Annotated in this window: 28 protein-coding genes; 7 read left to right on the top strand and 21 right to left on the bottom strand. The window is 69.4% G+C overall.

From position 1 onward, the window contains the following. Nucleotides 1-8: 8 nt before the first annotated feature. The 6 genes from A5691_RS24955 to pyrH all read right to left on the bottom strand — a co-directional run bounded on the left by A5691_RS24955 (nt 9) and on the right by pyrH (nt 5,023). Nucleotides 9-854, bottom strand: a complete 846-nt coding sequence (locus A5691_RS24955) for a cytochrome c biogenesis CcdA family protein (RefSeq protein WP_067748723.1) — start codon at nt 852-854, stop codon at nt 9-11. Continuing rightward, on the bottom strand, nt 854-1,363 hold the full coding sequence (locus tag A5691_RS24950; RefSeq protein ID WP_068016411.1) for a protein disulfide oxidoreductase: 510 nt from the start codon (nt 1,361-1,363) through the stop codon (nt 854-856). Before A5691_RS24950 ends, A5691_RS24955 begins: the two co-directional genes overlap by 1 nt. Before the next feature lie 169 nt (nt 1,364-1,532). Beyond that, on the bottom strand, nt 1,533-2,627 hold the full coding sequence (gene rlmN / locus A5691_RS24945; protein WP_067748729.1) for a 23S rRNA (adenine(2503)-C(2))-methyltransferase RlmN: 1,095 nt from the start codon (nt 2,625-2,627) through the stop codon (nt 1,533-1,535). A 23-nt stretch (nt 2,628-2,650) separates the two neighbouring features. After that, a complete protein-coding gene (locus A5691_RS24940; protein ID WP_067748732.1) occupies nt 2,651-3,571 on the bottom strand; it encodes a phosphatidate cytidylyltransferase in 921 nt (306 codons plus the stop codon). A 32-nt stretch (nt 3,572-3,603) separates the two neighbouring features. Beyond that, nucleotides 3,604-4,161 carry a ribosome recycling factor gene (gene frr, locus A5691_RS24935; protein ID WP_067784615.1) on the bottom strand — a complete coding sequence of 186 codons (558 nt, stop codon included), beginning with the start codon at nt 4,159-4,161 and terminating at the stop codon, nt 3,604-3,606. Between the two features lie 91 nt (nt 4,162-4,252). Continuing rightward, on the bottom strand, nt 4,253-5,023 hold the full coding sequence (gene pyrH, locus A5691_RS24930; protein ID WP_067748738.1) for a UMP kinase: 771 nt from the start codon (nt 5,021-5,023) through the stop codon (nt 4,253-4,255). Between the two features lie 355 nt (nt 5,024-5,378). On the opposite strand from pyrH, the gene A5691_RS24925 reads away from it, so the two are divergent. Next, a complete protein-coding gene (locus tag A5691_RS24925) occupies nt 5,379-5,615 on the top strand; it encodes a CsbD family protein (RefSeq protein ID WP_067212426.1) in 237 nt (78 codons plus the stop codon). 216 nt (nt 5,616-5,831) lie between these two features. After that, nucleotides 5,832-6,554, top strand: a complete 723-nt coding sequence (locus A5691_RS24920; protein ID WP_067784618.1) for a response regulator transcription factor — start codon at nt 5,832-5,834, stop codon at nt 6,552-6,554. Nucleotides 6,555-6,581: 27 nt separating this feature from the next. Here A5691_RS24920 and A5691_RS24915 read toward each other — a convergent pair whose 3' ends face one another. Continuing rightward, complete coding sequence (locus A5691_RS24915; RefSeq protein WP_068016414.1) at nt 6,582-7,517, bottom strand: lysophospholipid acyltransferase family protein; 936 nt, start codon at nt 7,515-7,517, stop codon at nt 6,582-6,584. Between the two features lie 102 nt (nt 7,518-7,619). Next, nucleotides 7,620-8,177: an MPT63 family protein gene (locus A5691_RS24910; protein ID WP_067748747.1), complete on the bottom strand. Its 558-nt coding sequence runs from the start codon at nt 8,175-8,177 to the stop codon at nt 7,620-7,622. A 288-nt stretch (nt 8,178-8,465) separates the two neighbouring features. Between A5691_RS24910 and A5691_RS28450 the strand changes: the two genes are divergently transcribed. Both A5691_RS28450 and A5691_RS24905 read left to right on the top strand, forming a co-directional pair. Next, nucleotides 8,466-8,627, top strand: coding sequence for a hypothetical protein (locus A5691_RS28450; protein WP_197504915.1), 162 nt, complete (start codon nt 8,466-8,468; stop codon nt 8,625-8,627). Nucleotides 8,628-8,694: 67 nt separating this feature from the next. After that, on the top strand, nt 8,695-9,534 hold the full coding sequence (locus A5691_RS24905) for a glucose 1-dehydrogenase (protein ID WP_067748750.1): 840 nt from the start codon (nt 8,695-8,697) through the stop codon (nt 9,532-9,534). A 22-nt stretch (nt 9,535-9,556) separates the two neighbouring features. Here the strand turns inward: A5691_RS24905 and A5691_RS24900 are convergent, their stop codons facing one another. Together A5691_RS24900 and A5691_RS24895 are read right to left on the bottom strand one after the other, a co-directional pair. Beyond that, nucleotides 9,557-9,886 (bottom strand): DUF2795 domain-containing protein, encoded by a 330-nt coding sequence (locus A5691_RS24900; RefSeq protein WP_067748753.1) that lies wholly within the window; start codon nt 9,884-9,886, stop codon nt 9,557-9,559. An 81-nt stretch (nt 9,887-9,967) separates the two neighbouring features. Next, nucleotides 9,968-10,381, bottom strand: a complete 414-nt coding sequence (locus A5691_RS24895; protein ID WP_068266830.1) for a ChaB family protein — start codon at nt 10,379-10,381, stop codon at nt 9,968-9,970. A 126-nt stretch (nt 10,382-10,507) separates the two neighbouring features. On the opposite strand from A5691_RS24895, the gene A5691_RS24890 reads away from it, so the two are divergent. Beyond that, on the top strand, nt 10,508-10,927 hold the full coding sequence (locus A5691_RS24890; protein ID WP_068015990.1) for a MarR family winged helix-turn-helix transcriptional regulator: 420 nt from the start codon (nt 10,508-10,510) through the stop codon (nt 10,925-10,927). A 7-nt stretch (nt 10,928-10,934) separates the two neighbouring features. Here the strand turns inward: A5691_RS24890 and A5691_RS24885 are convergent, their stop codons facing one another. From A5691_RS24885 to rpsB, 3 genes are read right to left on the bottom strand one after another with little or no spacing between them, the layout of a single operon-like run. Beyond that, complete coding sequence (locus A5691_RS24885) at nt 10,935-12,341, bottom strand: amidase (protein ID WP_068015993.1); 1,407 nt, start codon at nt 12,339-12,341, stop codon at nt 10,935-10,937. Nucleotides 12,342-12,372: 31 nt separating this feature from the next. After that, nucleotides 12,373-13,188 (bottom strand): translation elongation factor Ts, encoded by an 816-nt coding sequence (gene tsf, locus A5691_RS24880; RefSeq protein ID WP_068015996.1) that lies wholly within the window; start codon nt 13,186-13,188, stop codon nt 12,373-12,375. 10 nt (nt 13,189-13,198) lie between these two features. Then, nucleotides 13,199-14,032: a 30S ribosomal protein S2 gene (gene rpsB, locus A5691_RS24875; protein WP_067748127.1), complete on the bottom strand. Its 834-nt coding sequence runs from the start codon at nt 14,030-14,032 to the stop codon at nt 13,199-13,201. Between the two features lie 273 nt (nt 14,033-14,305). Here rpsB and A5691_RS24870 point away from each other — a divergent pair, with 273 nt between their 5' ends. Then, on the top strand, nt 14,306-14,800 hold the full coding sequence (locus A5691_RS24870) for a M23 family metallopeptidase (RefSeq protein WP_067748130.1): 495 nt from the start codon (nt 14,306-14,308) through the stop codon (nt 14,798-14,800). 108 nt (nt 14,801-14,908) lie between these two features. On the opposite strand, the gene A5691_RS24865 is transcribed toward A5691_RS24870, so the two are convergent. Genes A5691_RS24865 through dprA form a run of 4 tightly spaced genes read right to left on the bottom strand, consistent with a single transcriptional unit; the run spans nt 14,909 to nt 19,095 of the window. Beyond that, nucleotides 14,909-15,805, bottom strand: a complete 897-nt coding sequence (locus A5691_RS24865) for a tyrosine recombinase XerC (protein ID WP_067748132.1) — start codon at nt 15,803-15,805, stop codon at nt 14,909-14,911. 33 nt (nt 15,806-15,838) lie between these two features. Then, the gene (locus A5691_RS24860; RefSeq protein WP_067748134.1) at nt 15,839-17,002 is read right to left on the bottom strand and encodes a lactate 2-monooxygenase; all 1,164 of its coding nucleotides are present in this window, start codon (nt 17,000-17,002) and stop codon (nt 15,839-15,841) included. Between the two features lie 42 nt (nt 17,003-17,044). Further along, nucleotides 17,045-17,896 (bottom strand): siderophore-interacting protein, encoded by an 852-nt coding sequence (locus A5691_RS24855; protein WP_067748136.1) that lies wholly within the window; start codon nt 17,894-17,896, stop codon nt 17,045-17,047. Between the two features lie 32 nt (nt 17,897-17,928). Further along, nucleotides 17,929-19,095, bottom strand: a complete 1,167-nt coding sequence (dprA, locus tag A5691_RS24850) for a DNA-processing protein DprA (protein ID WP_067748139.1) — start codon at nt 19,093-19,095, stop codon at nt 17,929-17,931. Nucleotides 19,096-19,208: 113 nt separating this feature from the next. Here dprA and A5691_RS24845 point away from each other — a divergent pair, with 113 nt between their 5' ends. Next, on the top strand, nt 19,209-19,484 hold the full coding sequence (locus tag A5691_RS24845; RefSeq protein WP_067748141.1) for a DUF4190 domain-containing protein: 276 nt from the start codon (nt 19,209-19,211) through the stop codon (nt 19,482-19,484). A gap of 14 nt (nt 19,485-19,498) precedes the next feature. Here A5691_RS24845 and A5691_RS24840 read toward each other — a convergent pair whose 3' ends face one another. From A5691_RS24840 to A5691_RS24825, 4 genes are all read right to left on the bottom strand, one after another. Continuing rightward, the gene (locus A5691_RS24840; protein ID WP_067748143.1) at nt 19,499-21,010 is read right to left on the bottom strand and encodes a YifB family Mg chelatase-like AAA ATPase; all 1,512 of its coding nucleotides are present in this window, start codon (nt 21,008-21,010) and stop codon (nt 19,499-19,501) included. Next, nucleotides 21,010-21,387 (bottom strand): YraN family protein, encoded by a 378-nt coding sequence (locus A5691_RS24835; RefSeq protein WP_067748206.1) that lies wholly within the window; start codon nt 21,385-21,387, stop codon nt 21,010-21,012. Before A5691_RS24835 ends, A5691_RS24840 begins: the two co-directional genes overlap by 1 nt. A gap of 113 nt (nt 21,388-21,500) precedes the next feature. Next, a complete protein-coding gene (fdhD, locus tag A5691_RS24830; RefSeq protein WP_067748145.1) occupies nt 21,501-22,319 on the bottom strand; it encodes a formate dehydrogenase accessory sulfurtransferase FdhD in 819 nt (272 codons plus the stop codon). Between the two features lie 70 nt (nt 22,320-22,389). After that, complete coding sequence (locus tag A5691_RS24825) at nt 22,390-23,370, bottom strand: SDR family oxidoreductase (protein WP_067748147.1); 981 nt, start codon at nt 23,368-23,370, stop codon at nt 22,390-22,392. Nucleotides 23,371-23,555: the final 185 nt, after the last annotated feature.

Below are 23,555 nucleotides of genomic sequence, written 5' to 3'. Positions count from 1 at the left end.
TCGCCGCCCTAACGTTTCGCCCGGCGATACCGGGCGCCGCCGACCACGAGGGCCGTCAGCGCGAGCGCGGCCACCGCCCACGGCCAAACCCCGTGTTGATGCACCCAGCCGGCCAACGCCCCCTGAACGCGCCCGGCGGCCGTGATAACCGCATCCCGCGGGTCCGCGTTGGCGCCCAACAGGCGCACCTCGTAAGCGCCGTAGTAGCAGACGTACACACCGACCAGCACCAGCAGCGCGCCGCTGATTCGGTCGACGATCGGCAGGATGCGCCGCAGGTGGTCGACCATCGCCGAGCTCGCGGTGGCCGCGGCCACCGCGAGGACGCCGACGACCAGCGTCAGGCCGCCGATGTAGGCGAGGTAGATCGCTACGGCCGTGACGATCGATCCGCCCCGCAGGCCCGCCGCGGTGACCGCCAGAAACGGTCCGACGGTGCAGGAGAGCGAGGCGATCGCGTAGCTGACGCCGTAGGAGTACATGGAGCCGAGCCGAACCGTGGGCGCCCACCGCGGGCCCACCGGCCGCGGGGTGAGCGCCGACAGCCCCCGGCCGGACAGCAGCCAACCGCCGAGCGCTACGAGAATCACGCCGACGATCACCGTGGCGTACGGCACGTACCGCTGCACGGTGCTCGCGGCCGACACCGTCAGCACGCCGAACGAGCCGAACACCGTCAGGAAGCCGAGCGCCATGCCTGCGGTGGCCGCCAGCGCCCGTCCGGCCGCGGCCAACCCCTTCCGCTGGCCCCGCACCACCAGCAGGAGGTACGCGGGCAGCATGGCAAACCCACACGGGTTCAGGGCCGCCACCAGCCCGGCGGCGAAGGCCAGGCCGACGAGACCCTGATCCATCAGGACCTCAGCGCGGCAACCCGGTCAGACAACTCCTGCTGTGGCATCGCCGAAGTCGGGTTGTTCACGAACGTCGAGCTGCCGTCCGCGCGGTAGAACACGTAGGCAGGCTGCCAAGGGACGTTGTAGCGAGCCCAGATCGCGCCATCGGTGTCGTTGAGGTTGGTGAAGTTCAGGTTGTACTTGGCGACGAAGTTCTGCATCGCCGCGACGTCCGAGTGGGCCGCGACGCCTACGAAGGTGACGCCGGGGTTGGCGGCCGCGACCTGGCTCACGCCCGGGGCCTCGGCGTTGCAGAACGGGCACCACGGCGTCCAGAACCACAGCACCGCGGGCCTGCCCTGCAGGCTGGCGCCGTTGAACGGCGCACCGCTCAGGGTCGTCCCGGTGAATTGCAGGCGGTCGTCGGCGGCCGCCGAGCGCGGTGCGTCGGTGAGTCCGAATATCAGAGCGGAGCCGAAAAGGGCCGCGGCCAACAGCCTGAGCGGGGTCAAGAACCGAACAATCATGGCGTCACCTCGTTTGCTGGTGTTATGCCTGATAGACGTGAGGCGCGCCGCCCGGGTTCACCCTTCGGCGGCCAGCTGTCCGCAGGCCCCGGCCAAACCGCCGCGCTCCAGCTACCCGCCTTCGGCGGCCAGCTGTCCGCAGGCCCCGGCCAAACCGCCCGCGCTCCAGCTACCCGCCTTCGGCGGCCAGCTGTCCGCAGGCGGCGCTGATCTCGCGGCCGCGGGTGTCCCGCACCGTGCACGACACCCCGTGCGCCCGGACCCGGCGGACGAACTCCCGCTCCGCCGCCTTGGGGCTGGCGTCCCACTCGCTGCCGGGGGTCGGGTTGAGTGGGATCAGGTTCACATGCACCAGCGGGCCGAGCACCCGATGCAGGCGTTTGCCCAGCAGGTCGGCGCGCCACGGCTGGTCGTTGACGTCGCGGATCAGCGCATACTCCACCGACACCCGGCGGCCGGTGACGTCGGCGTAATAGCGGGCGGCGTCGAGCGCCTCGGCTATCTTCCACCGGTTGTTGACCGGCACCAGCGTGTCGCGTAATTCGTCGTCGGGCGCGTGCAACGACAGCGCCAGCGTCACCCCGAGCCGCTCGTCGGCGAGTTTGCGGATGGCCGGGGCCAGGCCGACGGTGGATACCGTGACCGAGCGGGCCGAGATGCCGAAGCCGTGCGGCGGCGCTTCGGTGATGCGACGCACCGCGGCCACCACCCGCGCGTAGTTGGCCAGCGGCTCCCCCATGCCCATGAACACGACGTTGGAGAGCCGGTCGCCGAAATCGTCCCGCAGGGCCACCGCGGCGGAGCGGACCTGCTCCAGGATCTCCGCGGTGGACAGGTTGCGGGTCAGCCCCCCCTGCCCCGTCGCGCAGAACGGGCAGGCCATGCCGCAGCCGGCCTGTGAGGAGATGCACACGGTGTTGCGCTGCGGGTAGCGCATCAGCACCGACTCGAACGTGGTCCCGTCGGTGCCGCGCCACAACGTCTTTCGGGTCTGCCCGGCATCGCAGGTGACCTCGGCGGCCGAGGTGAGCAGGTGCGGGAACATCGCATCGGCGATCCGGTTCCGCACGGCCGCGGGCAGGTCGGTCATCTCGCGCGGGTCGGCGATCAGGCGGCCGTAGTACTGATGCGCGAGCTGCTTGGCGCGGAACGCCGGCAGTCCGAGTTCGGCCACGGCCGAGGCGCGCCCGTCCGCGTCGAGGTCGGCCAGGTGCCGCGGCGGCTTGCTGGGGCGGGGTTCGGTGAAGACCAGTTGTTGGACCATGTCCAGTCCAGTATCGGCCCTTCTCAGGGCACGAGTGTCAGCACCGTCCACGCGGCGACCGCCGACGGGAGCACGCCGTCCAGCCGGTCCATCAGGCCGCCGTGGCCGGGCAGTAGTCGGCCCATGTCCTTGATGCCCAGGTCGCGCTTGATCTGCGACTCGACCAGATCGCCAAGCGTGCAGGTCAGCACCAGGATCACGCCCAGCACCGCCCCGATCCACAGCGGCTTGCGCGCCAGGAAGGTCGCGGTCAGGATCGCCGCGGTGATTCCGAAGACGAGCGAACCGGCGAAACCCTCCCACGATTTCTTCGGGCTGATCGCGGGCACCATCGGGTGCTTGCCGAACAGGACCCCGACGGCGTAGCCGCCCACGTCGGAGGCGACGACGGTGACCATCAGGCAGAACACCCGGCCGGCGCCGTCCTTGGGGTAGACGAGCATGGCGCCGAAGGAGGCGAACAGCGGCACCCACGCGGCCAGGAACACCGTCGCGGAGGCGTCGCGCAGGTAGTTGGCCGACGGGGACCCGGCGAACGGCTCGGGTCGCTTGCTGTTGTCCTGCATGAACAGGCGCCAGACGTTGCACACCACCACCGTGCCGCCGAAGCCGGCCAGGGCGCCGGCGGCGTGGAACGGCCACGTCAGCCAGACGGTGGCCTGACCGCCGATCAGCAACGGGATCAGCGGGATGACGTATCCGGCCTCGCGCAGCCGTCGCACCACCTCATGGGTGGCGACGGGGATGGCGATCGCGACGATCGCGACCCAGAAGCGGGGGGCGAAGACCAGCGTCACGATGAGCACGCCACCGATCCCGGCGCCGACCGCGATGGCCGCGCGCAGGTCGCGTCCCGCGCGCGAGGTCGTCTTGGCCGGCTGCGCGGTCTTCTTGCCCTCACGCGCCGGCTCGTCGGGCGTGCTGGCTGCGCCGGTGGTTGCCACGGACCCGGGTGAACTTAGCTGCTGAGCGGCCGCTAGACCTCCAGCAGCTCGCCTTCTTTGTGCTTGACCAGGTCTTCGATCTGGGTGATGTACTGGTGCGTCGTCTTGTCCAGGTCCTTCTCGGCGCGACCGACCTCGTCCTCGCCGGCCTCGCCGTCCTTGCGGATGCGGTGCAACTCCTCCATCGCCTTGCGGCGGATGTTGCGCACCGACACCTTGGCGTCCTCGCCCTTGCCCTTGGCCTGCTTGACCAGCTCGCGGCGACGCTCCTCGGTGAGCTGGGGCACCGCCACCCGGATCAGGGTGCCGTCGTTGGTGGGATTGACGCCCAGATCGGAGTTGCGGATCGCGGTCTCGATCGCGCCCAGCTGACCGGCTTCGTAGGGCTTGATCACGACCAGCCGGGCCTCCGGGACGTTGATGCTGGCCAGCTGCGTGATGGGGGTGGTGGCGCCGTAGTAATCGATGGCGATCCGGGAGAACATGCCCGGATTGGCGCGGCCGGTTCGAATGGTTGACAAGTCGTCACGGGCGACCGCTACGGCCTTCTCCATTTTCTCTTCCGCGTCGAATAGAGCCTCGTCAATCATTGCGCCGCTCCTTTCCCCCGCAAGCGGGAGGTGCCCCCACATCACTGCGTTCTCCATCGTCGCCAGGGCGAATCATCGTTCGCGCTTCCCCTCAGGTGGTGACCAGTGTCCCGATTTTCTCACCGGCGACCGCGCGGGCGATATTCCCATTGGTCAGCAGGTTGAACACCAGGATCGGCATGCCATTGTCCATGCACAGGCTGAACGCGGTGGCATCGGCCACCCGCAGCCCCCGGTCGATGACCTCGCGGTGACTGATCGCGGCGATCAGCTCGGCTTCGGGGTTCACCCGCGGGTCCTCGGTGAACACCCCGTCGACCGCCTTGGCCATCAGGACGACGTCCGCGCGGATCTCCAGCGCGCGCTGCGCGGCCGTGGTGTCGGTGGAGAAGTACGGCAGCCCCATGCCGGCCCCGAAGATCACCACACGACCCTTCTCCAGGTGGCGGACGGCGCGCAGCGGCAGGTAGGGCTCGGCGACCTGCCCCATGGTGATCGCGGTTTGGACACGGGTGACGATGCCCTCCTTTTCCAGGAAGTCCTGCAGCGCGAGGCTGTTCATGACCGTGCCGAGCATGCCCATGTAGTCCGAGCGCGTGCGTTCCATGCCGCGCTGCTGCAGTTGCGCGCCCCGGAAGAAGTTGCCGCCGCCGATGACGACGGCGACCTGGACACCGTCGCGCACCACCTCGGCGATCTGGCGGGCCACCCGCGCCACGACGTCGGGGTCGAGGCCGACCTGGCCGCCGCCGAACATTTCGCCGCCGAGTTTGAGCAGGACTCGGGAGTATTTGGGCCGGGGTCGCGGCTGCCCGGCAGCTGATCCATTCTCCGTCGCCGTGGGCTCCCCGGACTCCGTCATCAGGCTCCTCGCATGAGAGTGCCATCCCGGGGTGACGTCTCCGGAACGGCATTTCACATCCTGCCTCATCGCAGCACAACGCGGCGTCGGCGGGGTGCGTTATGCGCAGAGTTGGCGATTGCGACGGCTTTTCGCGGCTGTCGGCCCAGGTGAGGCCGCCCGATCCGGCGGCTTCACCACCGCCGGGCCGCGAATGTTTGAGCGGTACCCGGCAGGGGGAATCCGCACCATCGCGGTGGGGATTTCACGGTCTTGAGAAGCAAGGGCCAGCCTCATCGCATGACCGGGCCGGTCGCCTTGGCGATCGGCAGTGAGCGCGGAACGCTCAGGTACGCCTACGAGGAGGAACTGATCCATGGCGGACAACAACTCGGGACCTGCTGAAGCCGTCAAGGGCGTCGTTGAGGACGTCAAGGGCAAGGCTAAGGAGGCCGTTGGCGCGGTGACGGGTCAAGACGACCTCACCCGCGAGGGCCAGGCCCAGCAGGACAAGGCTGAAGCCCAGCGCGACGCGGCGAAGAAGGAAGCCGAGGCCGAGGCGGCCCGCGGCGGCGCCGAGGCCGCTGAGCAGCGCCAGAAGGCCAATCAGTAGCTTGCTGGGAGGATGGGTCCGGTCTGTGAAAACGGACCGGGCCCATCGGCTTTTTCGGGATGGGACGGGCGGATCCGGTTAGCCAGGCCGGTGTGGTCGCCGGCTAATTCAACACACTTTGCATAATTTCGCGGCGAGCGGGTAATCACCGCTGCGCTTGCAGACATCTCCCTGAGGTGCCTACGGGCCGGGGAACCCACACGAAGTTTGGGGGAGATGTCCTTGGACGTACTAGTGCTGACCGACGCGGATGACTTCGATCGCGCTCTGCCGCCGCTGAATTCGTTTGCGCGAATCATGCGGCGAGCGCCCCTCACCGGTGACGGCCACAGCCCTCGCCATTCCGGCGACGTCGCCATTGTCGATGCTCGTGGCGACCTTGCGGCGGCCCAGACCGCCTGCCGCCGCCTGACGACGGACACTCCCGCCACCGCGGTGGTGGCAGTGGTGTCGCGAGCAGACGAGGTGACGGTCGACGGCGAGTGGAACGTTGACGACGTCATGCCACCCGGTACTGACGCCGGTGAACTACAGGAACGGCTGGGACGGGCGATCGCTCACCGGCGCAGCGCAATCAACGGCAGCCTGAAGTTCGGTGCCCTGCTATTGCACCCGACCAGCCTCGCCGGGTCGCTGGAAGGCAAGGACCTGGGTTTGACGCTGACCGAGTTCAAATTGCTGAGTTTCCTTGTGCAGCATGCCGGTCGGCCGTTTACCCGCACGCGGCTGATGCACGAGGCGTGGGGCTACGACTGCAACGGCCGAGTCCGTTCGGTCGATGTCCATATCCGGCGCCTGCGCGCCAAGCTTGGGTCCCGGCATCAATCGATGGTCGACACGGTCCGCGGCGTGGGGTACATGGCGACGACTCCCCCGCACCCGGAATGGATCATCAGCGACGAGCCGACGACGCTGACGGAGGCCACACCGGCGCAGTGAAAACCCCTGCGCCCGAGGCGGTTCGCGTCAGCCGAAGAGCGGAAACGCGCGCTTGCGCGCGAGTGCGTCCATCCCTTCCTGGATGGCGTCCTGGACCTCGCCGTACTTGCGCTCGACATAGGCGTCGTCTTCGGCACGCTCGGGGTCGTGGTCGAGTTCCACGGCCGGCATGAACCGGGTCCTGATCTTGGCCGGCAGCGGCAGCTGCGGCAGCGCCGCCGGCGCGATCCCCCACGGCAGTGAGATCGCCAGCGGGAACACCTTGAGGCGCAGCAGGCGGTCCAGCTGTAACGCCTTGGACAGCTTGTCGCCGCGGATCAGCACCGGCATAGCGTCGGCGCCGCCGACGGTGGCGATCGGCACGATCGGCACACCGGCCCGAATCGCCATCTTCACGAATCCTTTTCGGCCCGCGAGGTTGGCTTGGTCGCGCTCGGTCCAGGGGCGCAGCGAATCCACTTCCCCGCCGGGCCACAGCGCGACGTCACGCCCCTCGGCCAGGGCGGTCGCGATCGCGTCGGGGGCCGCCGGCAGCACACCCATCGAACGGAAGTACCGGCCGATCACCGGTATCGCCATCAACGCGTCATGTGCCGTGCCGTGCAGTGGACGATCCTGCCCGAAACGCCGCCACCACTGCAGACCCACGGTCCAGGCGTCCCAGACGAAGGGAGCGCCGGAGTGGATGCCGACCAGTAGCGCAGGCGGCGCCGGAATATTGTCCCACCCGTCGATTTCCATTCGAAACCAATAGTCCACCAGCACGTTCCACAGATATTTCTGCCGCTGCAGAGTGGTCTCGTCCTGGCCGCTGAGATCCCACCTACCGGCGCGCTCGGCGACCCAGCCGCTGACTCCGCCGTCCTGGCCGCTGCGCCGCTCCTCCATCGTCGCCCGCGCCTCTTCGGCGTTCAGCTTCGCCTGTTCGCGTACTTCGGCTGGCCTGTGATCCGGGTTACTCATGGGTGCGGTGTACCCGATTCGCGCGCGCACGATTCAACTCCCGCCCCCAAATGCGGAACTCCCCGCGTCGCACGCGACGCGGGGAGATTTCCGCAAGCCGGATCAGGTGTGGGCCGGGGCCGGCGGAGCACCCGGTGCCGGGCTGGCATTCGGGGCGGCGCCAGGCGCCGAGCCACCCTGCACATTCGACGTCCACATCAAGATGTCCTGCATCCCGTCGTTGTAGACGACGCCGTTCGGCGGCGCGCCCGTCACGTCGAAGTACAGCGTTCCGGTCGACTCGTTACCCTGCGCGATCGGCGCGGGGTTAAGGCCGTTGGGGGCCCCGACCTTGTCGATCACCCGGTAGTTCTGGCCGTTCGGGCCGCGGGCGATGAAGTCGTTGACCATCGGGGTCACGAGCCCACCGTCCGACCGGGCGGTAACGTCGGCCTGGTAGAGCGTTCCCTTGGGCGTGTAGCCCGGAATCGCGACGTTGCTCGGCTGCAGGTTGCTCACCGTGTAGTTGGTGATCAGCGGCCCGTCGACGAGTTGCTCGCTGGTGCCGAAGCCTTGGATGTTGGGCGGCGCGGCGGCAGCCGTCGACGCGGCGAAAACGCTTGCCACCGCTATACCCCCGGCCGCGGCGGCTGTCTTGATGGCCCTCTTGGTGACCTTCATTGCTCATTCCTTTCGTGTTGAACAATCGCCCCCCGTAAGGGCAATACACACACGAATCGCAAATAGCCATTCGCCTTCCGGCCTAAACATGTGAATCCGCCGAATGGCGGAATTAACGCAGGTTAGCTGGTGAAAAGCGGTTCGTTTGTTGGACAGCACCTTTCGCATCAGCTTTTAACATCCGTATCGATATTCACGCCGGGTCACTGGCGCAACGCGAGCGATTAGCCCCCGCCCCGGCGGGTAGTCGGAGCGGGACTGAACCGACGAGGACGAAAGGAGCCGTCGATGGAACGCGGAAGCTCCAAGCACAGCCCGCGCGAGGACGACGAACTCAAGCACGAATTGGACGGCACGCTGCGCGGAAACCGGCCCAGTCGCGCCGAGGAGTGGCGTGATGCCGAGCCCCGGCCGACGACGACCCCGACGTTCCCACGGCGGGCCCGGTGACGCGCGAGCCGTAAAACCCGCGAGCCGTTTGCTCGCAACAATTCTCGAACACGAATAGAGGAAACAGATGGGCTTTGCGCCTCAACAACAATCACCTCCTGGCGTCCAGGCCGAGATGAACCCGGTTCCCGACTGCGGCGAAAACAGTTACCGGGGCTCGGGAAAGCTCACGGGTAAAAAGGCGATCATCACCGGGGGCGACAGCGGCATCGGCCGCGCGGTCGCGATCGCCTTCGCCCGGGAGGGCGCCGACGTGCTGATCTCCTACCTCAATGAGGACGACGACGCTCGCGACGTCGCCCGCCACGTGGAGGGTGCCGGGCGAAAATGCGTGCTGGTTTCCGGCGACCTGTCCGACGCCGCGCATTGCCGCGTCGTCGTGGATCGAGCCGTCGAAGAGTTCGGCGGCATCGACATTCTGGTCAACAATGCCGCATACCAGATGATGCACAAAAGCCTCGACGAAATCAGCGACGAGGAATGGGATTACACGTTCCGGCTCAACGTCGGCGCGTACTTCCATCTCGCCAAGGCGGCCGTGCCGCACATGAAGGCCGGCGCCTCGATCATCGGTAGTTCATCGGTCAACTCCGACACGCCCAACCCCACCCTGGCACCCTACGCGGCAACCAAGGCCGCCATCGCGAACTTCTCGGCCAGCCTCGCTCAGCTGCTGGGCGAGAAGGGGATTCGGGTCAACAGCGTGGCTCCCGGCCCGATTTGGACACCGCTGATTCCGTCGACCATGCCGCCGGACAGCGTCGAATCGTTCGGTGAGAACACGCCGCTGGGCCGCGCGGGACAACCCGCGGAGCTCGCCCCCATCTATGTGCTGTTGGCCTCCGACGACGCGAGTTACATCTCCGGCGCGCGGGTGGCCGTTACCGGAGGCCGACCAATTCTCTAGCGCAGCAAGCTCTTAGGAGCGGTCAGGAGCCGCGGTTTTCACCCAGCTCGTCGACGATTGGGCTCTGGACACCGATGTCCTTCGCGCCTTCGGCGAGCCCGGGCTTGGTGTGGGTGCGACGCGCCGCGGCCTTGTCTCCGTCCTGGGTGTCGCGATCGTCGGCGATGGTGACGGACGCGGCGACCTGGGTGGCGTTGTTGTAGGTCTCGGGCGGAATGCCCCGCAGCGCGCGAATCGTGTTGTCGTCGCAGCCATTGCGGCCGGCGGCGGCAAGCAGATCCTGCTTGTTCGCCGGAAAGTCCACATCGCTCAGGCATTGACGCAGCTGACTTTGGGTGGTGGACGCAACCATGGCTGTCGGAATGCCCGCAAGCCGGGGACCTAAACGGGGCCGAGGGGTGCGGTCTCGGTCACATCGGCGCGGCCGCGGTCCTCAGCGGCCGCGGACCCGGCGATTGTGCTTCTTGATCGCGTCGACCAGCTCCGCTTTGCTCATCGTGGACCTTCCCCGGACGTCGAGTCGGCGCGCCAGCTCCAGCAGATGCTTCTTGCTTGCGTTCGCGTCCACCCCCTCGGCGGACTCACCGGAGGCTCGCGGACCACCCCTCTCGGCGCGCTCGTCCGACGGACCCTTCTTTTCTTTGGGCTCCCAATGGTCGCCGACCTTTTCGAAACTGTGCTTGAGGGCGGAATAGGCCACCCGGTGGGCGCGCTCTTCGCTACCGTATTCGTCGGCGGCCGCGTCATGCGTCTTGGCGAACGTGCGTTGCGCTTTGGCGTTCGAGCGCCGCAAAGTGCTCGGCAATTCGTCCTTCTTCGGCTTGCCGCCTTTCGTCGTCTTCGGCATGGAATCCTCCTCGGGTGCGCGTGACGTGTCGCCGCTGGTCGGTTACCCCGATGACCGGGCGGCAATCACCACTTTGCGTCGCCGAACCCCGCCTCCCGCCGGGCGAAATATGTCAAGATGATTGACATGGTTCAGGCCGAAGATGCCCCGCTTGGTTACCTGCTCTACCGGGTGGCCAGTTTGCTGCGACCGGAGGTTTCCGCGGTGTTGGGCCCGCTGGGCCTGACGCTGCCCGAATTCGTCTGCCTACGAATGCTTTCCATCCTTCCGGGGATGTCGAGCGCCGAATTGTCTCGGCAGGCCGGCGTCACACCGCAGGCGATGAACACGGTGCTGCGCAAGCTGGAAGACATTGGCGCCGTGGCGCGCCCGACGTCGGTGTCCAGCGGCCGCGCGCTGCCCGCCACGCTCACCGGCCCGGGCCGCGCCCTGCTCAAACGCGCCGAAGGCGCGGTGCGGACCGCCGACGCCCGCATCCTGGCCAAGCTGACCGAGAGTCAGCAGCGCGAGTTCAAACGAATGCTCGACAAGCTCGGTTCCGACTGACCGGCGACTAAGCGGCTTGGATCCTGGCCCACGGCCGCGCCTCTTCGAGTTCGTGGGCCAGCTCGAGCAGTAGCGCCTCCTGGCCGATGTCGGCCGAGAGCATCATGCCCACCGGCATGCCTTCGTCGGACTGGGCCAACGGAAGCGAGATCGCCGGCTCACCGGTGACGTTCTGCAGCGGGGTGAACGAGACCCAGTCGATCAGTCGTTCGATGACCTGGTGGTAATCGGTGGGTGCCAGATATCCGATGCGGGGCGTCTCGTCGGCGAGCGTCGGGGTCAGCACGACGTCGTAGGTGCCGAAGAATCTTGCGGTGCGCCTACGGATTCGGCGCAGGCGCATGATCGCCAGCGGCAGTCGGTGCATGTTGCGGGCGGTGTGGCGCTCCAGACCGAGGGTCAGGCTGTCCAGCCTGCTGCGGTCGAAGGTCGCGCCGAACATCCGGCGCCCCGTGCGGACCTGGGCCAGCGCCAGGAAGCCCCAGTACAACACGAAGTCGTCGACAAAACTGGCCGGCACCGGGGGCTCTTCGAGGTATTCGACGCGGTGGCCGAGCTCCTCGAGAAGACCGGCCGACTTCAGCGTGAGCTCGCGCACCTGCGGGCTGCAGTCCCGTTGCACCGAGCGGGTCAGCACGGCGATTCGCAGCCGCTGCCTGCCGGGACCGGTGACATCCCCGATCGGCGCCAGTTTCGGATTACGCCAGATGCGTTCGGCCTCCCGGTAGAACGCCGCGGTGTCGCGCACCGATCGAGTGACCACACCGTTGGCGACGATGCCCACCGGCATCCGGCGCAGGTGCGGGTCCAGCGGCAGCCGCCCACGCGACGGCTTCAGCCCGACGAGGCCGTTGCAGGCGGCGGGGATGCGGATGGATCCGCCTCCGTCATTGGCGTGGGCCATCGGCACCACGCCGGCGGCGACGAATGCCCCAGAGCCCGACGACGATGCGCCGGCACTGAAGTCGGTGTTCCACGGGTTGCGGACCGGCCCCAGCCGGGGGTGCTCGGCGGACGCGCTGAAACCGAATTCCGACAGCTGCGTTTTTCCCACGGGTGCCAGCCCGGTGGCCAGGAACAGCCGGGTGAACTCGCCGTCGGAGGTGGCATTCCACGGCGTCCACGCGTCGGTGCCGTGCATCGTCGGCTGGCCGGCGATGTCGACGTTGTCCTTGAGGAACGTCGGGACCCCGCTGAAGAAGCCGTCGGCAGGGCTGCCCGACGCGCTGTCCCGGGCCTGTTGGAAGGCCGCATACGCCAAACCGTTGAGCACCGGATCGACGGCCTCGGTGCGGGCGATCGCCGCCTCGACGACCTCCGCCCTGCTGACCCAGCCGGCCTGTATCGCGTGGGCGAGGCCGACCCCGTCGAGATCACCGAGGGCGTCGTCGCCGAACGCATGCACGTGTCGCATGAATCGACGCTAGCCCGCCTTCGCGCGGGACTTAGGCCTGGCCCACTTCGAAGCGCACGAACCGCGTCACCGTCACGCCGGCCTCGTCGAGCAGGGCCTTGACCGTCTTCTTGCTGTCGGACACCGACGGCTGCTCCAGCAGCACCGCGTCCTTGAAGAAACCGTTCAGCCGGCCTTCGACGATCTTGGGCAGCGCCTGCTCCGGCTTGCCCTCCGCCTTGGCCGTCTCCTCGGCGATACGGCGCTCGCTGGCCACGACGTCTTCAGGAACGTCCTCGCGGGACAGGAAGCGCGCCTTGAGGGCGGCGATCTGCAGCGCGACCGAGTGCGCGGCCTCGGAATCCGGGCCCTGGTACTCGACCAGGACGCCGACGGCGGGGGGCAAGTCGGCCGCCCGCTTGTGCAGGTAGGCCTCGACCGTCCCGTCGAAGTACGCGACGCGACGCAGCTCGAGCTTCTCGCCGATCTTCGCCGACAAGTCGGCGATGGCCTGCTCGACCGTGGAGTCGCCGGCCTTGGCGGCCTTCAGCGCGTCGACGTCGGTGGCCTTGGACTGGGCCGCGGCCGCGACGATGTCGTCGGCGAGCTTCTGGAACTCTGCGTTCTTGGCGACGAAGTCCGTCTCCGAGTTCAACTCGATCAGCGCGCCGCCCTGGGCGGCGACCAGGCCCTCGGCCGTGGCGCGTTCGGCGCGCTTGCCGACGTCCTTGGCGCCCTTGATGCGCAACGCTTCGACGGCCTTGTCGAAGTCGCCGTCGCTCTCGGCCAGCGCGTTCTTGCAGTCGAGCATGCCGGCGCCGGTGAGCTCACGAAGCTTCTTGACGTCGGCGGCGGTGAAGTTGGCCATGTCAGCCTTCCTATGAAGGGTCTGGTGTCGATTCGGGTGCGCCCGCAGCGGCGTCGGTGGGGGCGCTGGCAGCGGCGGAGGCCAGCAGTTCCTGCTCCCATTCGGGCAGCGGCTCGGCGGCCTCCGCCTCGGGCTTGCCGTCGCCGCGGCCGACCCCGGCGCGGGCCTGCAGGCCCTCGGCGACCGCGGAGGCGATCACCTTGGTCAGCAGCGCGGCCGAGCGGATGGCGTCGTCGTTGCCCGGGATCGGGTAGTCGACCTCGTCGGGGTCGCAGTTGGTGTCCAGGATCGCGATGACCGGGATGCCGAGCTTGCGGGCCTCGCCGACCGCGATGTGCTCCTTGTTGGTGTCGACGACCCAGATCGCCGACGGCACCTTGGCCATGTCGCGAATACCGCCGAGGCTGCGCTCCAGCTTGTTCTTCTCCCGGGTCAGCATCAAGATTTCCTTCTTGGTGCGGCCCTCGAAGCCACCGGTCTGCTCCATCGCCTCGAGCTCCTTGAGGCGCTGCAGCCGCTTGTGCACGGTGGAGAAGTTGGTGAGCATGCCGCCCAGCCAGCGCTGGTTCACGTACGGCATGCCGACGCGGGTGGCCTCGGCCGCAACCGATTCCTGCGCCTGCTTCTTGGTGCCGACGAACAGGACGGTGCCGCCGTGGGCGACGGTCTCCTTGACGAACTCGTACGCCTTATCGATGAAGGTCAGCGTCTGCTGCAGGTCGATGATGTAGATGCCGTTGCGGTCGGTGAAGATGAACCGCTTCATCTTGGGATTCCAGCGACGGGTCTGGTGCCCGAAGTGGGTGCCGCTGTCGAGCAGCTGCTTCATGGTTACGACGGCCATGCGTGTGCCTTACGTGTGTCGGTTGTCGCCCGGCATCGGGTGAAGCCGGGCCCTGGCGCCTGCTGCGATGCCGGACCTCGCCAGGAAACCCTGGCGGGGACCGCCCGGCACGCGGTGCGAACTCCTAGTGGAACGGGAGACGCGGGGCGGACGCGCGAAGTCAGCCCGCGAACGAGCTGCGACCAGCAGTTTACACGGACTCAGCTGGTGGTTTTGCACAGCACCGGCCGCACCTGAGTGGCGACGGCGCCGGTGGCCCACTCAACTGAGCCGATGCGACGGGTTTGGTGGCTGTTGGCGTGGCTGACGGTGCTCGGCGCGGCGCCGGCGGGTGCGGACGACGCCCGCCTGGACTGGCCGCTGCGCCCGCCGCCCGCCGTGGCCCGGGGGTTCGACGCCCCGTCCCCGGACTGGCGGCCGGGGCATCGGGGGGTGGACCTGCCCGGCGTCCCTGGTCAGCCGGTGTACGCGGCGGGCACCGCCACGGTGGTGTTCGCCGGTCAGCTGGCGGGGCGCCCGGTGGTGTCGCTGGCCCACCCCGGCGGGCTGCGCACCAGCTACGAGCCGGTCCGGGCGGCGGTGCGGGTCGGCCAGCCGGTGACGGCCCGGACCGTGATCGGCTCGCTCGAGCCCGGGCATGCCGGCTGCCGGGCGGCGGCCTGCCTGCACTGGGGCGCGATGTGGGGCCCGGCGTCCGGCGCCCATTACGTCGATCCGCTGGGCCTGGTGAAATCGACGCCGATCCGGCTCAAGCCGCTGCGGGGCTGAGCGTGCGGGCCGTGCCCCCAGCCACACCCGTCTCCGGCCGGAGGGCGGACCCTCGTGCCTCGGGGCTTCCCGGCGCCGGGGCGGAAGTGACGCCCGGGAATCGCCGGCTCACGCCCGCGGGTGGGCCTGATCGTGCACCGCCCGCAACCGGGAGACGGCGACGTGGGTGTAGAGCTGGGTCGTCGCCAGGCTGGAATGGCCGAGTAGCTCCTGCACGACCCGCAGGTCGGCCCCACCTTCCAGCAGATGCGTCGCCGCGCTGTGCCGCAGCCCGTGCGGGCCCAGGTCGGGGGCGCCGTCCACCGCGGCGACCGTCTGGTGCACCACCGTGCGGGCCTGGCGCACGTCGAGCCGGCGGCCCCGCGCGCCCAGCAACAGCGCCGGACCGGACTCAGCGGTCACCAGGGCCGGGCGGCCCTCGTCGAGCCAGGCGCGCAGCGCCTCGGCGGCCGGCATCCCGAACGGCACGGTGCGCTGCTTGTTGCCCTTGCCGAGCACCCGCACCAGCCGATAACCGGTGTCCACGTCGTCGATGTCCAGGCCGCACAGCTCGCTCACCCGAATCCCGGTGGCGTACAACATCTCGACGATCAACCGGTCCCGCAACGCCATCGGATCACCTTGTTGGGCACCCGATTTCGCGGCGGCCATCGCGTCGAGCGCCTGATCTTGGCGCAGCACCGCCGGCAGCGTGCGGTGCGCCTTGGGCACCTGCAGCCGCGCCGCCGGGTCCCCGGCCAACAGGCCACGCCGCGCGGCCCACGCGGTGAACGCCTTGACCGCCGACGTGCGACGGGCCAGCGTCGTGCGCGCCGCTCCCGCCGTAGCCGAGGCGGACAGCCAGGAGCGCAGGAGCGGCAGGCTCAGCCCGTCCAGCGCGGCGCCGCGGCTCTCGAGGAACGTCAGCAGCGAGCGCAGGTCACCGAGGTAGGCCCGGCGGGTGTGCGCCGAGCGGCCGCATTGCAGCGACAGGTATTCGTCGAATTCCTCGAGGATGGCCTCCACGCCTGCAACGTTCGCAGGAGCCGGGGACCCGGTTCAGTCGACGCGCCGAAGCGTGTCCGGGGTGAGATCTTTCAGTGTCGGATAGCCGTCGACCGCCATGATCAGGTCCGCTTCGGCCAGCAGCGAACGCAGCACGTGGACGACGCCGTCGACGCCGCCCAATGCCAGGCCGTACGCGTACGGCCTGCCGATCCCCACCGCGGTCGCGCCCAGCGCCAGCGCCTTGACGATGTCGGCGCCGCTGCGGATGCCCGAGTCGAACAGCACCGGCAGCCCGTCGGCCGCCTCGATCACCCCGGGCAGGCAGTCCAGCGCCGGCAGGCCGCCGTTGGCCTGGCGTCCGCCGTGCGTCGAGCAATAAATACCGTCGACGCCGCCGTCCCTGGCGCGTCGGGCGTCGTCGGGATGGCAGATGCCCTTGACGATGAGCGGCAGCTTGGTCAGCGACCGCAGCCAGGGCAGGTCGGCCCACGTCAACGGATTGCCGAAGGTCGTAATCCACTGCAGCACAGTGGCCTGCGGGTCTTCCTCGGGCGGGCGTGCCAGGCCGGCGCGAAAGACCGGGTCGCTGGTGTAGTTGGCCAAGCAGTGCCCGCGCAATTGCGGAAAATTCGCCGTGCTGAGGTCGCGCGGACGCCAGCCGGGAACCCAGGTGTCCAGCGTGACGATGATGCCCCGGTAGCCGGCGGCCTCGGCCCGCTGCACCAGGCTCGCGGCGAGCTCGCGGTTCTTGGGCGTGTACAGCTGGAAAAAGCCGGGCGTGTCGCCGAACTGGGCGGCGACGTCTTCCAGTGGGTCGGCGGTCAGGGTGGAAACGACCATCGGGACACCGGTGGCCGCCGCGGCGCGCGCGGTGGCCAGGTCGCCATGGCCGTCTTGAGCGCAGATGCCGATGACGCCGATCGGGGCCATGAACACCGGCGACGGCAGCGTCAGGCCGAACATCTCGACCGACAGGTCACGCTCGGCGGCGCCGACGAACATCCGCGGCATCAAGCCCCGGCGGTCGAATGCCTCGCGATTGGCCCGTTGGGTGCGCTCGTCGCCGGCGCCACCCGTGACGTAGGACCACACCGACGGCGACATCGCCCGTTCCGCCCGGGCCTCCAGCTCCGCGAAGGCCATCGGCAGCGCGGGCGCGACCCCGCCCAGACCCTGGAAGTAGATCTCGTTCTGGTAATCGCCGAAATGCGCCATGGAAGTAGAGGATGCCAGCCGGCGATCGGACCGACGAACCCGCTACGAAGCCCCGGCCTCGGCCTCGGCCAGTTCCTTCTTCCATTGCCGGAAGGTCTCTTCGGTGCGGCCGCGCCGCCAGTAGCCCGAGATGGACGACGCCCACTTCGCGTCAACGCCGCGCTCCTTGCGGATGTAGGGCCGCAGATTGTGCATGACGCTTTGCGCCTCGCCGTGGACGAACACGTGCACCCGCCCGGGCAGCCACGGCGTGGTGGTGACGGCCTCGATCAGCGGGGCGTGGTCGCCTGCGCGGTCCTCGGGGACCAGGTCGGCCCGGCCGCCGCGATAAACCCAATGCACCTCGACGCCTTCCGGCGCCGTCAGGGGAATCTCGTCTTCCTGGCCCGCCACCTCGATGAACGCCTTGCCGACGGCGCTGGGTGGCAGCGCTTCCAGGGCGACGGCGATCGCCGGCAGCGCCGATTCGTCACCGGCCAGCAGATGCCAATCGGCGGCCGGATCGGGGGTGTAGGCACCGCCGGGACCCATCAGGAAGATCCGCTGGCCGGGCTGCGCCGCGGCCGCCCACTGGCCCGCGATCCCGTGCTCGCCGTGCGTGACGATGTTCAACGTGAGCTGACCGGCGGCGCTGTCGACGCGGCGGACCGTCATGGTCCGAACCGACGGCCGCTTCTCGGGCGGCAGGCCGGCGAAGCTGTCGAGGGTCAACGGCTGCGGCAAGTCCGCGACGTCGACGTCGTCGGCGACGAACGCCAGCTTGACGTAGGAGTCGGTGAATTTGCTGGGCACGAAGGCGTCGAAGTCCTTGCTGCCCAGCACGACCGCGACCATGTGCGGTGTGAGCTCCTTGGTATCGACAACCTCGAAGCGTTGCAGAGGTCGACCCGCCACTTGTCCTCCTGTCCCCGCCCGACCCCCGTCGACTATACGAGCCGCGGCGTCGACGCAGCTCGGCCGCTCGAGGCCCGGGGAAGTCGCCACTTGCCCTCCTGACGACACACCAACCCGGCCAGCTCGAGCATGGCCAGCGGCCCCAACACCCGCTCGGGCGCCAGCCCCGACGCAATCGCAAGCTGTTCGACGGTTGCGGCGCCGCGGCCCGGCAGCGCCTCGTACACCCGGCGTTCGCCGTCACTCAGCCCGTCGAGCTCGGTCGCCGGGCGCGGTTCCTCGGCGGCCAGCTCCCCGATGCGGCCGATGAGCTCGACGATGTGGTCGGCCCGGGTGACCAGCTCGGCGCCGTCGCGCAGCAGCGCGTGGCAGCCGGCCGACGCCGACGACGTCACGGGCCCGGGCACCGCCGCGACCACCCGCCCCAGCGCCCGCGCCCACGCGGCGGTGTTGGCCGCTCCGCTGCGCAGCCCCGCTTCGACCACCACCGCGGCCCCCGCGACGGCGGCCACCAGTCGGTTGCGGGTCAGGAATCGGTGGCGCGCGGGCCGAACGCCCGGCGGGTATTCGGTGAAGAGCAACCCGTGTTGGCCCACGCGATGCAGCAACGTGGTGTGGCCGCTCGGATACGGGATGTCGAGTCCCCCGGCGAGGACGGCCACGGTGACGCCGTCAGCATTGAGCACCGCCCGGTGCGCGGCCCCGTCGATGCCGTAGGCGCCGCCGGAGACGACGGCCACCTCGCGTTGCACCAGCCCGACCGCCAAGTCCTCGGCGACCTGCTCGCCATATGCCGTCGCGGCCCGGGTGCCCACCACGGCGGCAGCCCTGTGCGCCACCTCGTCGAGCCGGATCGGACCTTGCGCCCACAACACCATCGGGGCCGCGCCGCGCGCTCTGCCCGAGGCGCCGCCGAACGCGGCAAATGCCAGCAGCGGCCACTCGTCGTCGTCGGGCGTGATCAACCGTCCCCCGCGGCGGGCGAGCAGCTCGAGGTCGGCCGCGGCGCAGTCGATTTCGCGCCTCGCCTCCGTGTGCCGCGCTAGATCGTCGTCGACCACGCCGCGGCGCACCCGGTCGGCCGCCTCTACCGGGCCGACGGACCGCACCAGGGTGGCCAGCCCGGCACAGGGCGGCTCGGCCACCCTGGACAGGTACGCCCAGGCGCGCAGCGCCGGATCGTCGACCGCCGTCAGCATTGGGGCGCTGCGGCTTCCAAGAATCCGCCAAGGATTCGTTTAGCCCCATACGCGAATGTGTTGTCGTCGACCCCCATTCGCCATCGCGCGGCCGGCAACGAACGGAGCAAACAATGATCGTCTGCTCGCCGACCCAGCTCGCGGCGCCCGCTCGCCCGGTAAACCCTTGGGCGATCGCGGCGTTCGCGCTGAGCCTGGTCAGCTGGTGCGGCCTGCCCATCCCGATCCTGAGCGGCGTCCTCGCGTTCGTCGCGCTGCGTGACATGGAACAGCGCGGCGAGCGCGGCCGCGCGATGGCGCAGTTCGCCCGGGCGTTCGCCATCCTGGTGACCGTCGCGATAGCGGTCCGCGGCGGGCACAACGACTGGCTGACCAAGGCGTACTGGTGATTTGCGGTCGGCGCTCATCGCTGCGCCCCCGGCTGACGGAAGCTGAGCGCGGCGGCGACCTCCTCGGGCCCGGGCGATACCCCGCCGGCGAGATCGGTCAGGCTCCACGCGACCCGCAGCGTCCGGTCCAGGCCCCGGATGCTGAGCGCACCACGGTCCAGGGCCTTCTGCAGCGGAGTCATCGCCGCGTTGCCGGGGCGGAACTTTCGGCGCAACAGCGCCCCGCTCACTTCGGCGTTGGTCCGAAATCCATACGGTGACCACCGCTGGGCCGCGGCCGCGCGGGCCTGGGCCACCCGGAGCCGAACCTGTGCCGTCGATTCGGCTTCGCCGCCGGAGAACGCGCCCGCGCGCACCGAGTGCATCTGCACCCGCAGGTCCACCCGGTCGAGCAGTGGACCGGACAGCTTGCCGAGGTAGCGGCGCTTGGCCGCGGCCGCACAGATGCAGTCCTGCGGATCGGCGGGTGCGCAGGGGCACAGGTTGGCCGCCAGCACCAGCTGAAACCGCGCGGGGTAGCAGGCGACACCGTCGCGCCGCGCGAGACGAATCTCCCCATCCTCCAAGGGAGTTCGCAAGGCTTCCAGCGCGCTGACACTGATCTCTGCGCATTCGTCCAGGAAGAGCACACCGCGATGCGCGCGGCTGACGGCGCCGGGGCGCGCCATGCCCGAGCCGCCGCCGACGAGCGCCGCGACGCTGGAGCTGTGATGCGGCGCCACGAACGGCGGCGCGGTGATCAGCGGCGTCTCCCCCGACAGCAGCCCGGCCACCGAATGGATCGCGGTGACCTCGAGCGACTCGCTCTCCGAGAGCGGCGGCAGCAGACCCGGGAGCCGCTGGGCCAGCATGGTTTTGCCGACGCCCGGCGGCCCGGTGAGCATGAGGTGGTGCGACCCGGCGGCCGCCACCTCCACCGCGAACCGCGCCTGGGTCTGCCCGACCACATCGGCCAGATCCACCGAGGGTTCCGGCGGGGTGGCCGTCGTGGTGATGCGGTGGTGCAGGGCGATGGACCCGGCGAGCCATTTCTGCAGCTGCCGCAACGTCCGCACGCCCCAGACGTCGATGCCGTCGACAAGGCTGGCCTCGGCCAGGTTGTCGACCGGGACGACGACGGCAGGCCAGCCGTCGCGCTTGGCGGCCAACACCGCCGGCAGCACACCGCGCACGGGGCGCACCCGGCCGTCCAGCGACAACTCGCCCAGCAGCACCGTCTTCTCGAGGCGGTCCCACGGGTTCTTTCGCTGCGCCGACAGGACGGCCGCGGCCAGGGCAATGTCGTAGACCGACCCCATTTTGGGCAGCGTCGCCGGCGAGAGCGCGAGCGTGAGCCGCGCCATCGGCCAGTCGTTGCCGCAGTTGGTGACCGCGGCCCTGACCCGGTCACGGGATTCCTGCAGTGCGGCGTCGGGCAGACCCACCAGATGAACGCCCGGCAGTCCGGAGGTGATGTCGGCTTCGATTTCCACGATCTGTCCATCCACTCCGCGGACGGCGACCGAGAACGCGCGGCCGAGCGCCATCAGCCGATCCCTTGCAGATGGGTGATTTCGGGCGTCCGCCGGCGCCCGATCCGCACCCGGATCACGTCGATGCGCAGCGCCGCCCAGCGCGTGTCCTGGCCCGCCAGCCACAGCCCGGCCAGGCGGCGCAGCCGACGGACCTTTCGCTCGGTGACCGCGTACGCCAGCCCGCCGTAGCCGTCGCCGGTACGGGTCTTCACCTCGACGAACACCACAGTGCGGGTGGCGTCGTCGCAGGCGATGACGTCTAGTTCGCCGTAGCGGCAACGCCAGTTGCGTTGCAGAACACGCAATCCCGCCCTCGCCAGATGGTCAACCGCGAGCGCCTCACCGAGCGCTCCGAGCTGGATCCGGGTCATCGTCGTTTCGGTCGTCATGCCGGCAACTGTGCGGGCCGGCCCCGACACGGCGGGCCACTGCGGCGCGTGTGAGCCGTCCACGCGGCCGGTTATCCCCAGTGCCGCGCTCATCCACAGTCGGCCGACACCGTCTAGCCGATGCGATCGGCCCTGGTGTAGATGTTCATCGAGTCCTCGCGCAGGAAGGCGACCAATGTGATGCCCGACTCCTCGGCCAACGACACGGCCAGCGACGACGGCGCCGACACGGCGGCCAGCACCGGAATCCCGGCCAGCACCGCTTTTTGCGTCAACTCGAAGGAGGCCCGCCCACTGACCAGCAGGACCGAGCCGGCCAGCGGCACTCGCCGCTGCTCCAGCGCCCAGCCGATGACCTTGTCCACGGCGTTGTGCCTGCCGACGTCCTCGCGCACCGCGAACATCGTCCCGTCGACCCCGAACAGCGCGGCCGCGTGCAGCCCGCCGGTGCTGTCGAAAACCTTTTGCGCGGAACGGAGTTGGCCCGGCATCGCTTCAAGTGTGGCCGCCGCGACAGTCGCCGGATCCGCCCCGGGGGCGAAACGACCGATCACCCGCACCGCATCCAGCGACGCCTTGCCGCACACTCCGCACGAGGAGGTGGTGTAGAAGTTTCGGGTCACGTCGAGGGTGGGTGCCGCGACGCCGGCGGCCAAGGTCACGTCCAGGACGTTGTAGGTGTTCGTGCCGTCGACGGCACCGCCGCAATAGCGGATGCTCTGCACGTCGTCGCGGCCGGCGATGATGCCCTCGGTGAGCAGAAAGCCTTGAGCCAATTCGAAATCCGCCCCCGGCGTGCGCATGGTCACGGTGACCGCCGCGCCGTTCACCCGGATCTCGAGCGGCTCCTCGACGACCAGCGTCTCCGGCCGGGTGATCGCTTCGCCGGCAGCCAGGTGCGTCACCCTCCGGCGCGCAGTTACGTGCCGCACGAGGCGATTTCACCGTCGGCGGGTATTGCGGCGGAGCGCTGAGAACTCACGCAGCAAAACTACCCCGGCCTCATAGCGCCGAGGCCAGCGCGGTCAGGGTTTCCGCCGAGGTGTGGACCGGCCGCCAGCCGAGTTGGGTGCGCGCCTTCGTGGTGTCCATGACCATCGACGTGCGCGCGGTGTGGAGCCATTCCAGCATGGACGGGACGAGCGGCACCCGCGAAAGCGCCGCCGACGCCGCGGAGGCTGCGACGGCGGGAACCCGGACCGGGCGCCCACCCAGCGCCCTGGCCACGTCGGCGACCGTGACGACACCGTCGCCGGCGATGTTGTACGCCCCGGGGGGCGCCGGCGTGGTGGCCGCCAACGCGATCGCGCTCGCGACGTCGTCGTGGTGCACCAGCTGCAGCGGGTAGCCCGGGTCCGGGACGACCGGCTTCAAAATCGGCACCGCCTTGACCACTGCGCGCATCGGGCCGGGCAGTTGGTTCCACGGCATCGCATCGGCCAGGGCGGTGGCGTTGGGGCCGGCGACGATGCACGGCCGCAACACGAAGACCTCCAGCGGCGAGTCCTTGGTGATCTCGCCGAGCAGGGCCTCGCACGCCGCCTTCTGCTCGGAGTAATAGTGCTCTTCGGACCCCCGCGCCGGCACGTCCTCGGTCAGCGGGTCGGGGTTGTCGCGGTGATATCCATAGGCCGCCACCGAGGACGTGTACACCAGGCGCCTGGGCCGCTCGCTGGCGACCGTCGCCTCGAACACGTTGCGGGTGCCCTGCAGGTTGATGCGGGCGCTCTCTTCCCGCGATCCCATGATGATGAAGGCCAGGTGGATCACCACGTCGGTCTGGGCCACCAGGGCGTCGACGGCCTCGCGGTCCAGGATGTCGCCCTGCTGGTAGGTGGTCTTCTGCCAGCCGCGCGAAGACGGGTCGAACGGGCGGCGGGCCATCCCGATGATGGCGTCCACGGCCGGTTCGCGCTCCAGCGCCGTCACCGCCGACATCCCGATCTCGCCGGTCGGCCCGGTCACCGCGACGGTAATTCCCACCCCAACGCTTTTTCCCGTCGGTGGCCCGCCGAAACCAGGGGTGGGAAACGTCACCCAGACCATCTCGCCCGGTGGCGCAAATCGTGAGCGCCGGACGCGCGGGTACCCGTATTGTCGGCGAACGATTCTGGCGGTCCGCGCACCGGCGGGCCGGGCGCGTGCAATTCGTCGCAATCGCGCCGAAC

This window comes from Mycobacterium sp. E183 (assembly GCF_001667735.1).
GTDB lineage: Bacteria > Actinomycetota > Actinomycetes > Mycobacteriales > Mycobacteriaceae > Mycobacterium.
The sequence above is the reverse complement of the archived record's forward strand: the minus strand, read 5'-3'. Positions and strand labels throughout refer to the sequence as shown.

Excerpts from the sequence above, each read along its gene's own strand:
- A5691_RS24840 (WP_067748143.1), bottom strand. The coding sequence starts at position 21,010 with ATGGCGCTCGGCCGCGCGTTCTCGGTCGCCGTCCGCGGAGTGGATGGA.
- A5691_RS24920 (WP_067784618.1), top strand. The coding sequence starts at position 5,832 with ATGTCCTTGGACGTACTAGTGCTGACCGACGCGGATGACTTCGATCGC.
- A5691_RS24915 (WP_068016414.1), bottom strand. The coding sequence starts at position 7,517 with ATGAGTAACCCGGATCACAGGCCAGCCGAAGTACGCGAACAGGCGAAG.
- A5691_RS24950 (WP_068016411.1), bottom strand. The coding sequence starts at position 1,363 with ATGATTGTTCGGTTCTTGACCCCGCTCAGGCTGTTGGCCGCGGCCCTT.
- rpsB (WP_067748127.1), bottom strand. The coding sequence starts at position 14,032 with ATGGCCGTCGTAACCATGAAGCAGCTGCTCGACAGCGGCACCCACTTC.
- A5691_RS28450 (WP_197504915.1), top strand. The coding sequence starts at position 8,466 with ATGGAACGCGGAAGCTCCAAGCACAGCCCGCGCGAGGACGACGAACTC.
- rlmN (WP_067748729.1), bottom strand. The coding sequence starts at position 2,627 with ATGGTCCAACAACTGGTCTTCACCGAACCCCGCCCCAGCAAGCCGCCG.
- A5691_RS24955 (WP_067748723.1), bottom strand. The coding sequence starts at position 854 with ATGGATCAGGGTCTCGTCGGCCTGGCCTTCGCCGCCGGGCTGGTGGCG.
- A5691_RS24845 (WP_067748141.1), top strand. The coding sequence starts at position 19,209 with ATGATCGTCTGCTCGCCGACCCAGCTCGCGGCGCCCGCTCGCCCGGTA.
- pyrH (WP_067748738.1), bottom strand. The coding sequence starts at position 5,023 with ATGACGGAGTCCGGGGAGCCCACGGCGACGGAGAATGGATCAGCTGCC.
- frr (WP_067784615.1), bottom strand. The coding sequence starts at position 4,161 with ATGATTGACGAGGCTCTATTCGACGCGGAAGAGAAAATGGAGAAGGCC.
- A5691_RS24870 (WP_067748130.1), top strand. The coding sequence starts at position 14,306 with ATGCGACGGGTTTGGTGGCTGTTGGCGTGGCTGACGGTGCTCGGCGCG.
- A5691_RS24890 (WP_068015990.1), top strand. The coding sequence starts at position 10,508 with ATGGTTCAGGCCGAAGATGCCCCGCTTGGTTACCTGCTCTACCGGGTG.
- A5691_RS24895 (WP_068266830.1), bottom strand. The coding sequence starts at position 10,381 with ATGCCGAAGACGACGAAAGGCGGCAAGCCGAAGAAGGACGAATTGCCG.
- A5691_RS24885 (WP_068015993.1), bottom strand. The coding sequence starts at position 12,341 with ATGCGACACGTGCATGCGTTCGGCGACGACGCCCTCGGTGATCTCGAC.
- A5691_RS24925 (WP_067212426.1), top strand. The coding sequence starts at position 5,379 with ATGGCGGACAACAACTCGGGACCTGCTGAAGCCGTCAAGGGCGTCGTT.
- A5691_RS24905 (WP_067748750.1), top strand. The coding sequence starts at position 8,695 with ATGGGCTTTGCGCCTCAACAACAATCACCTCCTGGCGTCCAGGCCGAG.
- A5691_RS24900 (WP_067748753.1), bottom strand. The coding sequence starts at position 9,886 with ATGGTTGCGTCCACCACCCAAAGTCAGCTGCGTCAATGCCTGAGCGAT.
- tsf (WP_068015996.1), bottom strand. The coding sequence starts at position 13,188 with ATGGCCAACTTCACCGCCGCCGACGTCAAGAAGCTTCGTGAGCTCACC.
- A5691_RS24860 (WP_067748134.1), bottom strand. The coding sequence starts at position 17,002 with ATGGCGCATTTCGGCGATTACCAGAACGAGATCTACTTCCAGGGTCTG.
- A5691_RS24835 (WP_067748206.1), bottom strand. The coding sequence starts at position 21,387 with ATGACGACCGAAACGACGATGACCCGGATCCAGCTCGGAGCGCTCGGT.
- dprA (WP_067748139.1), bottom strand. The coding sequence starts at position 19,095 with ATGCTGACGGCGGTCGACGATCCGGCGCTGCGCGCCTGGGCGTACCTG.
- A5691_RS24910 (WP_067748747.1), bottom strand. The coding sequence starts at position 8,177 with ATGAAGGTCACCAAGAGGGCCATCAAGACAGCCGCCGCGGCCGGGGGT.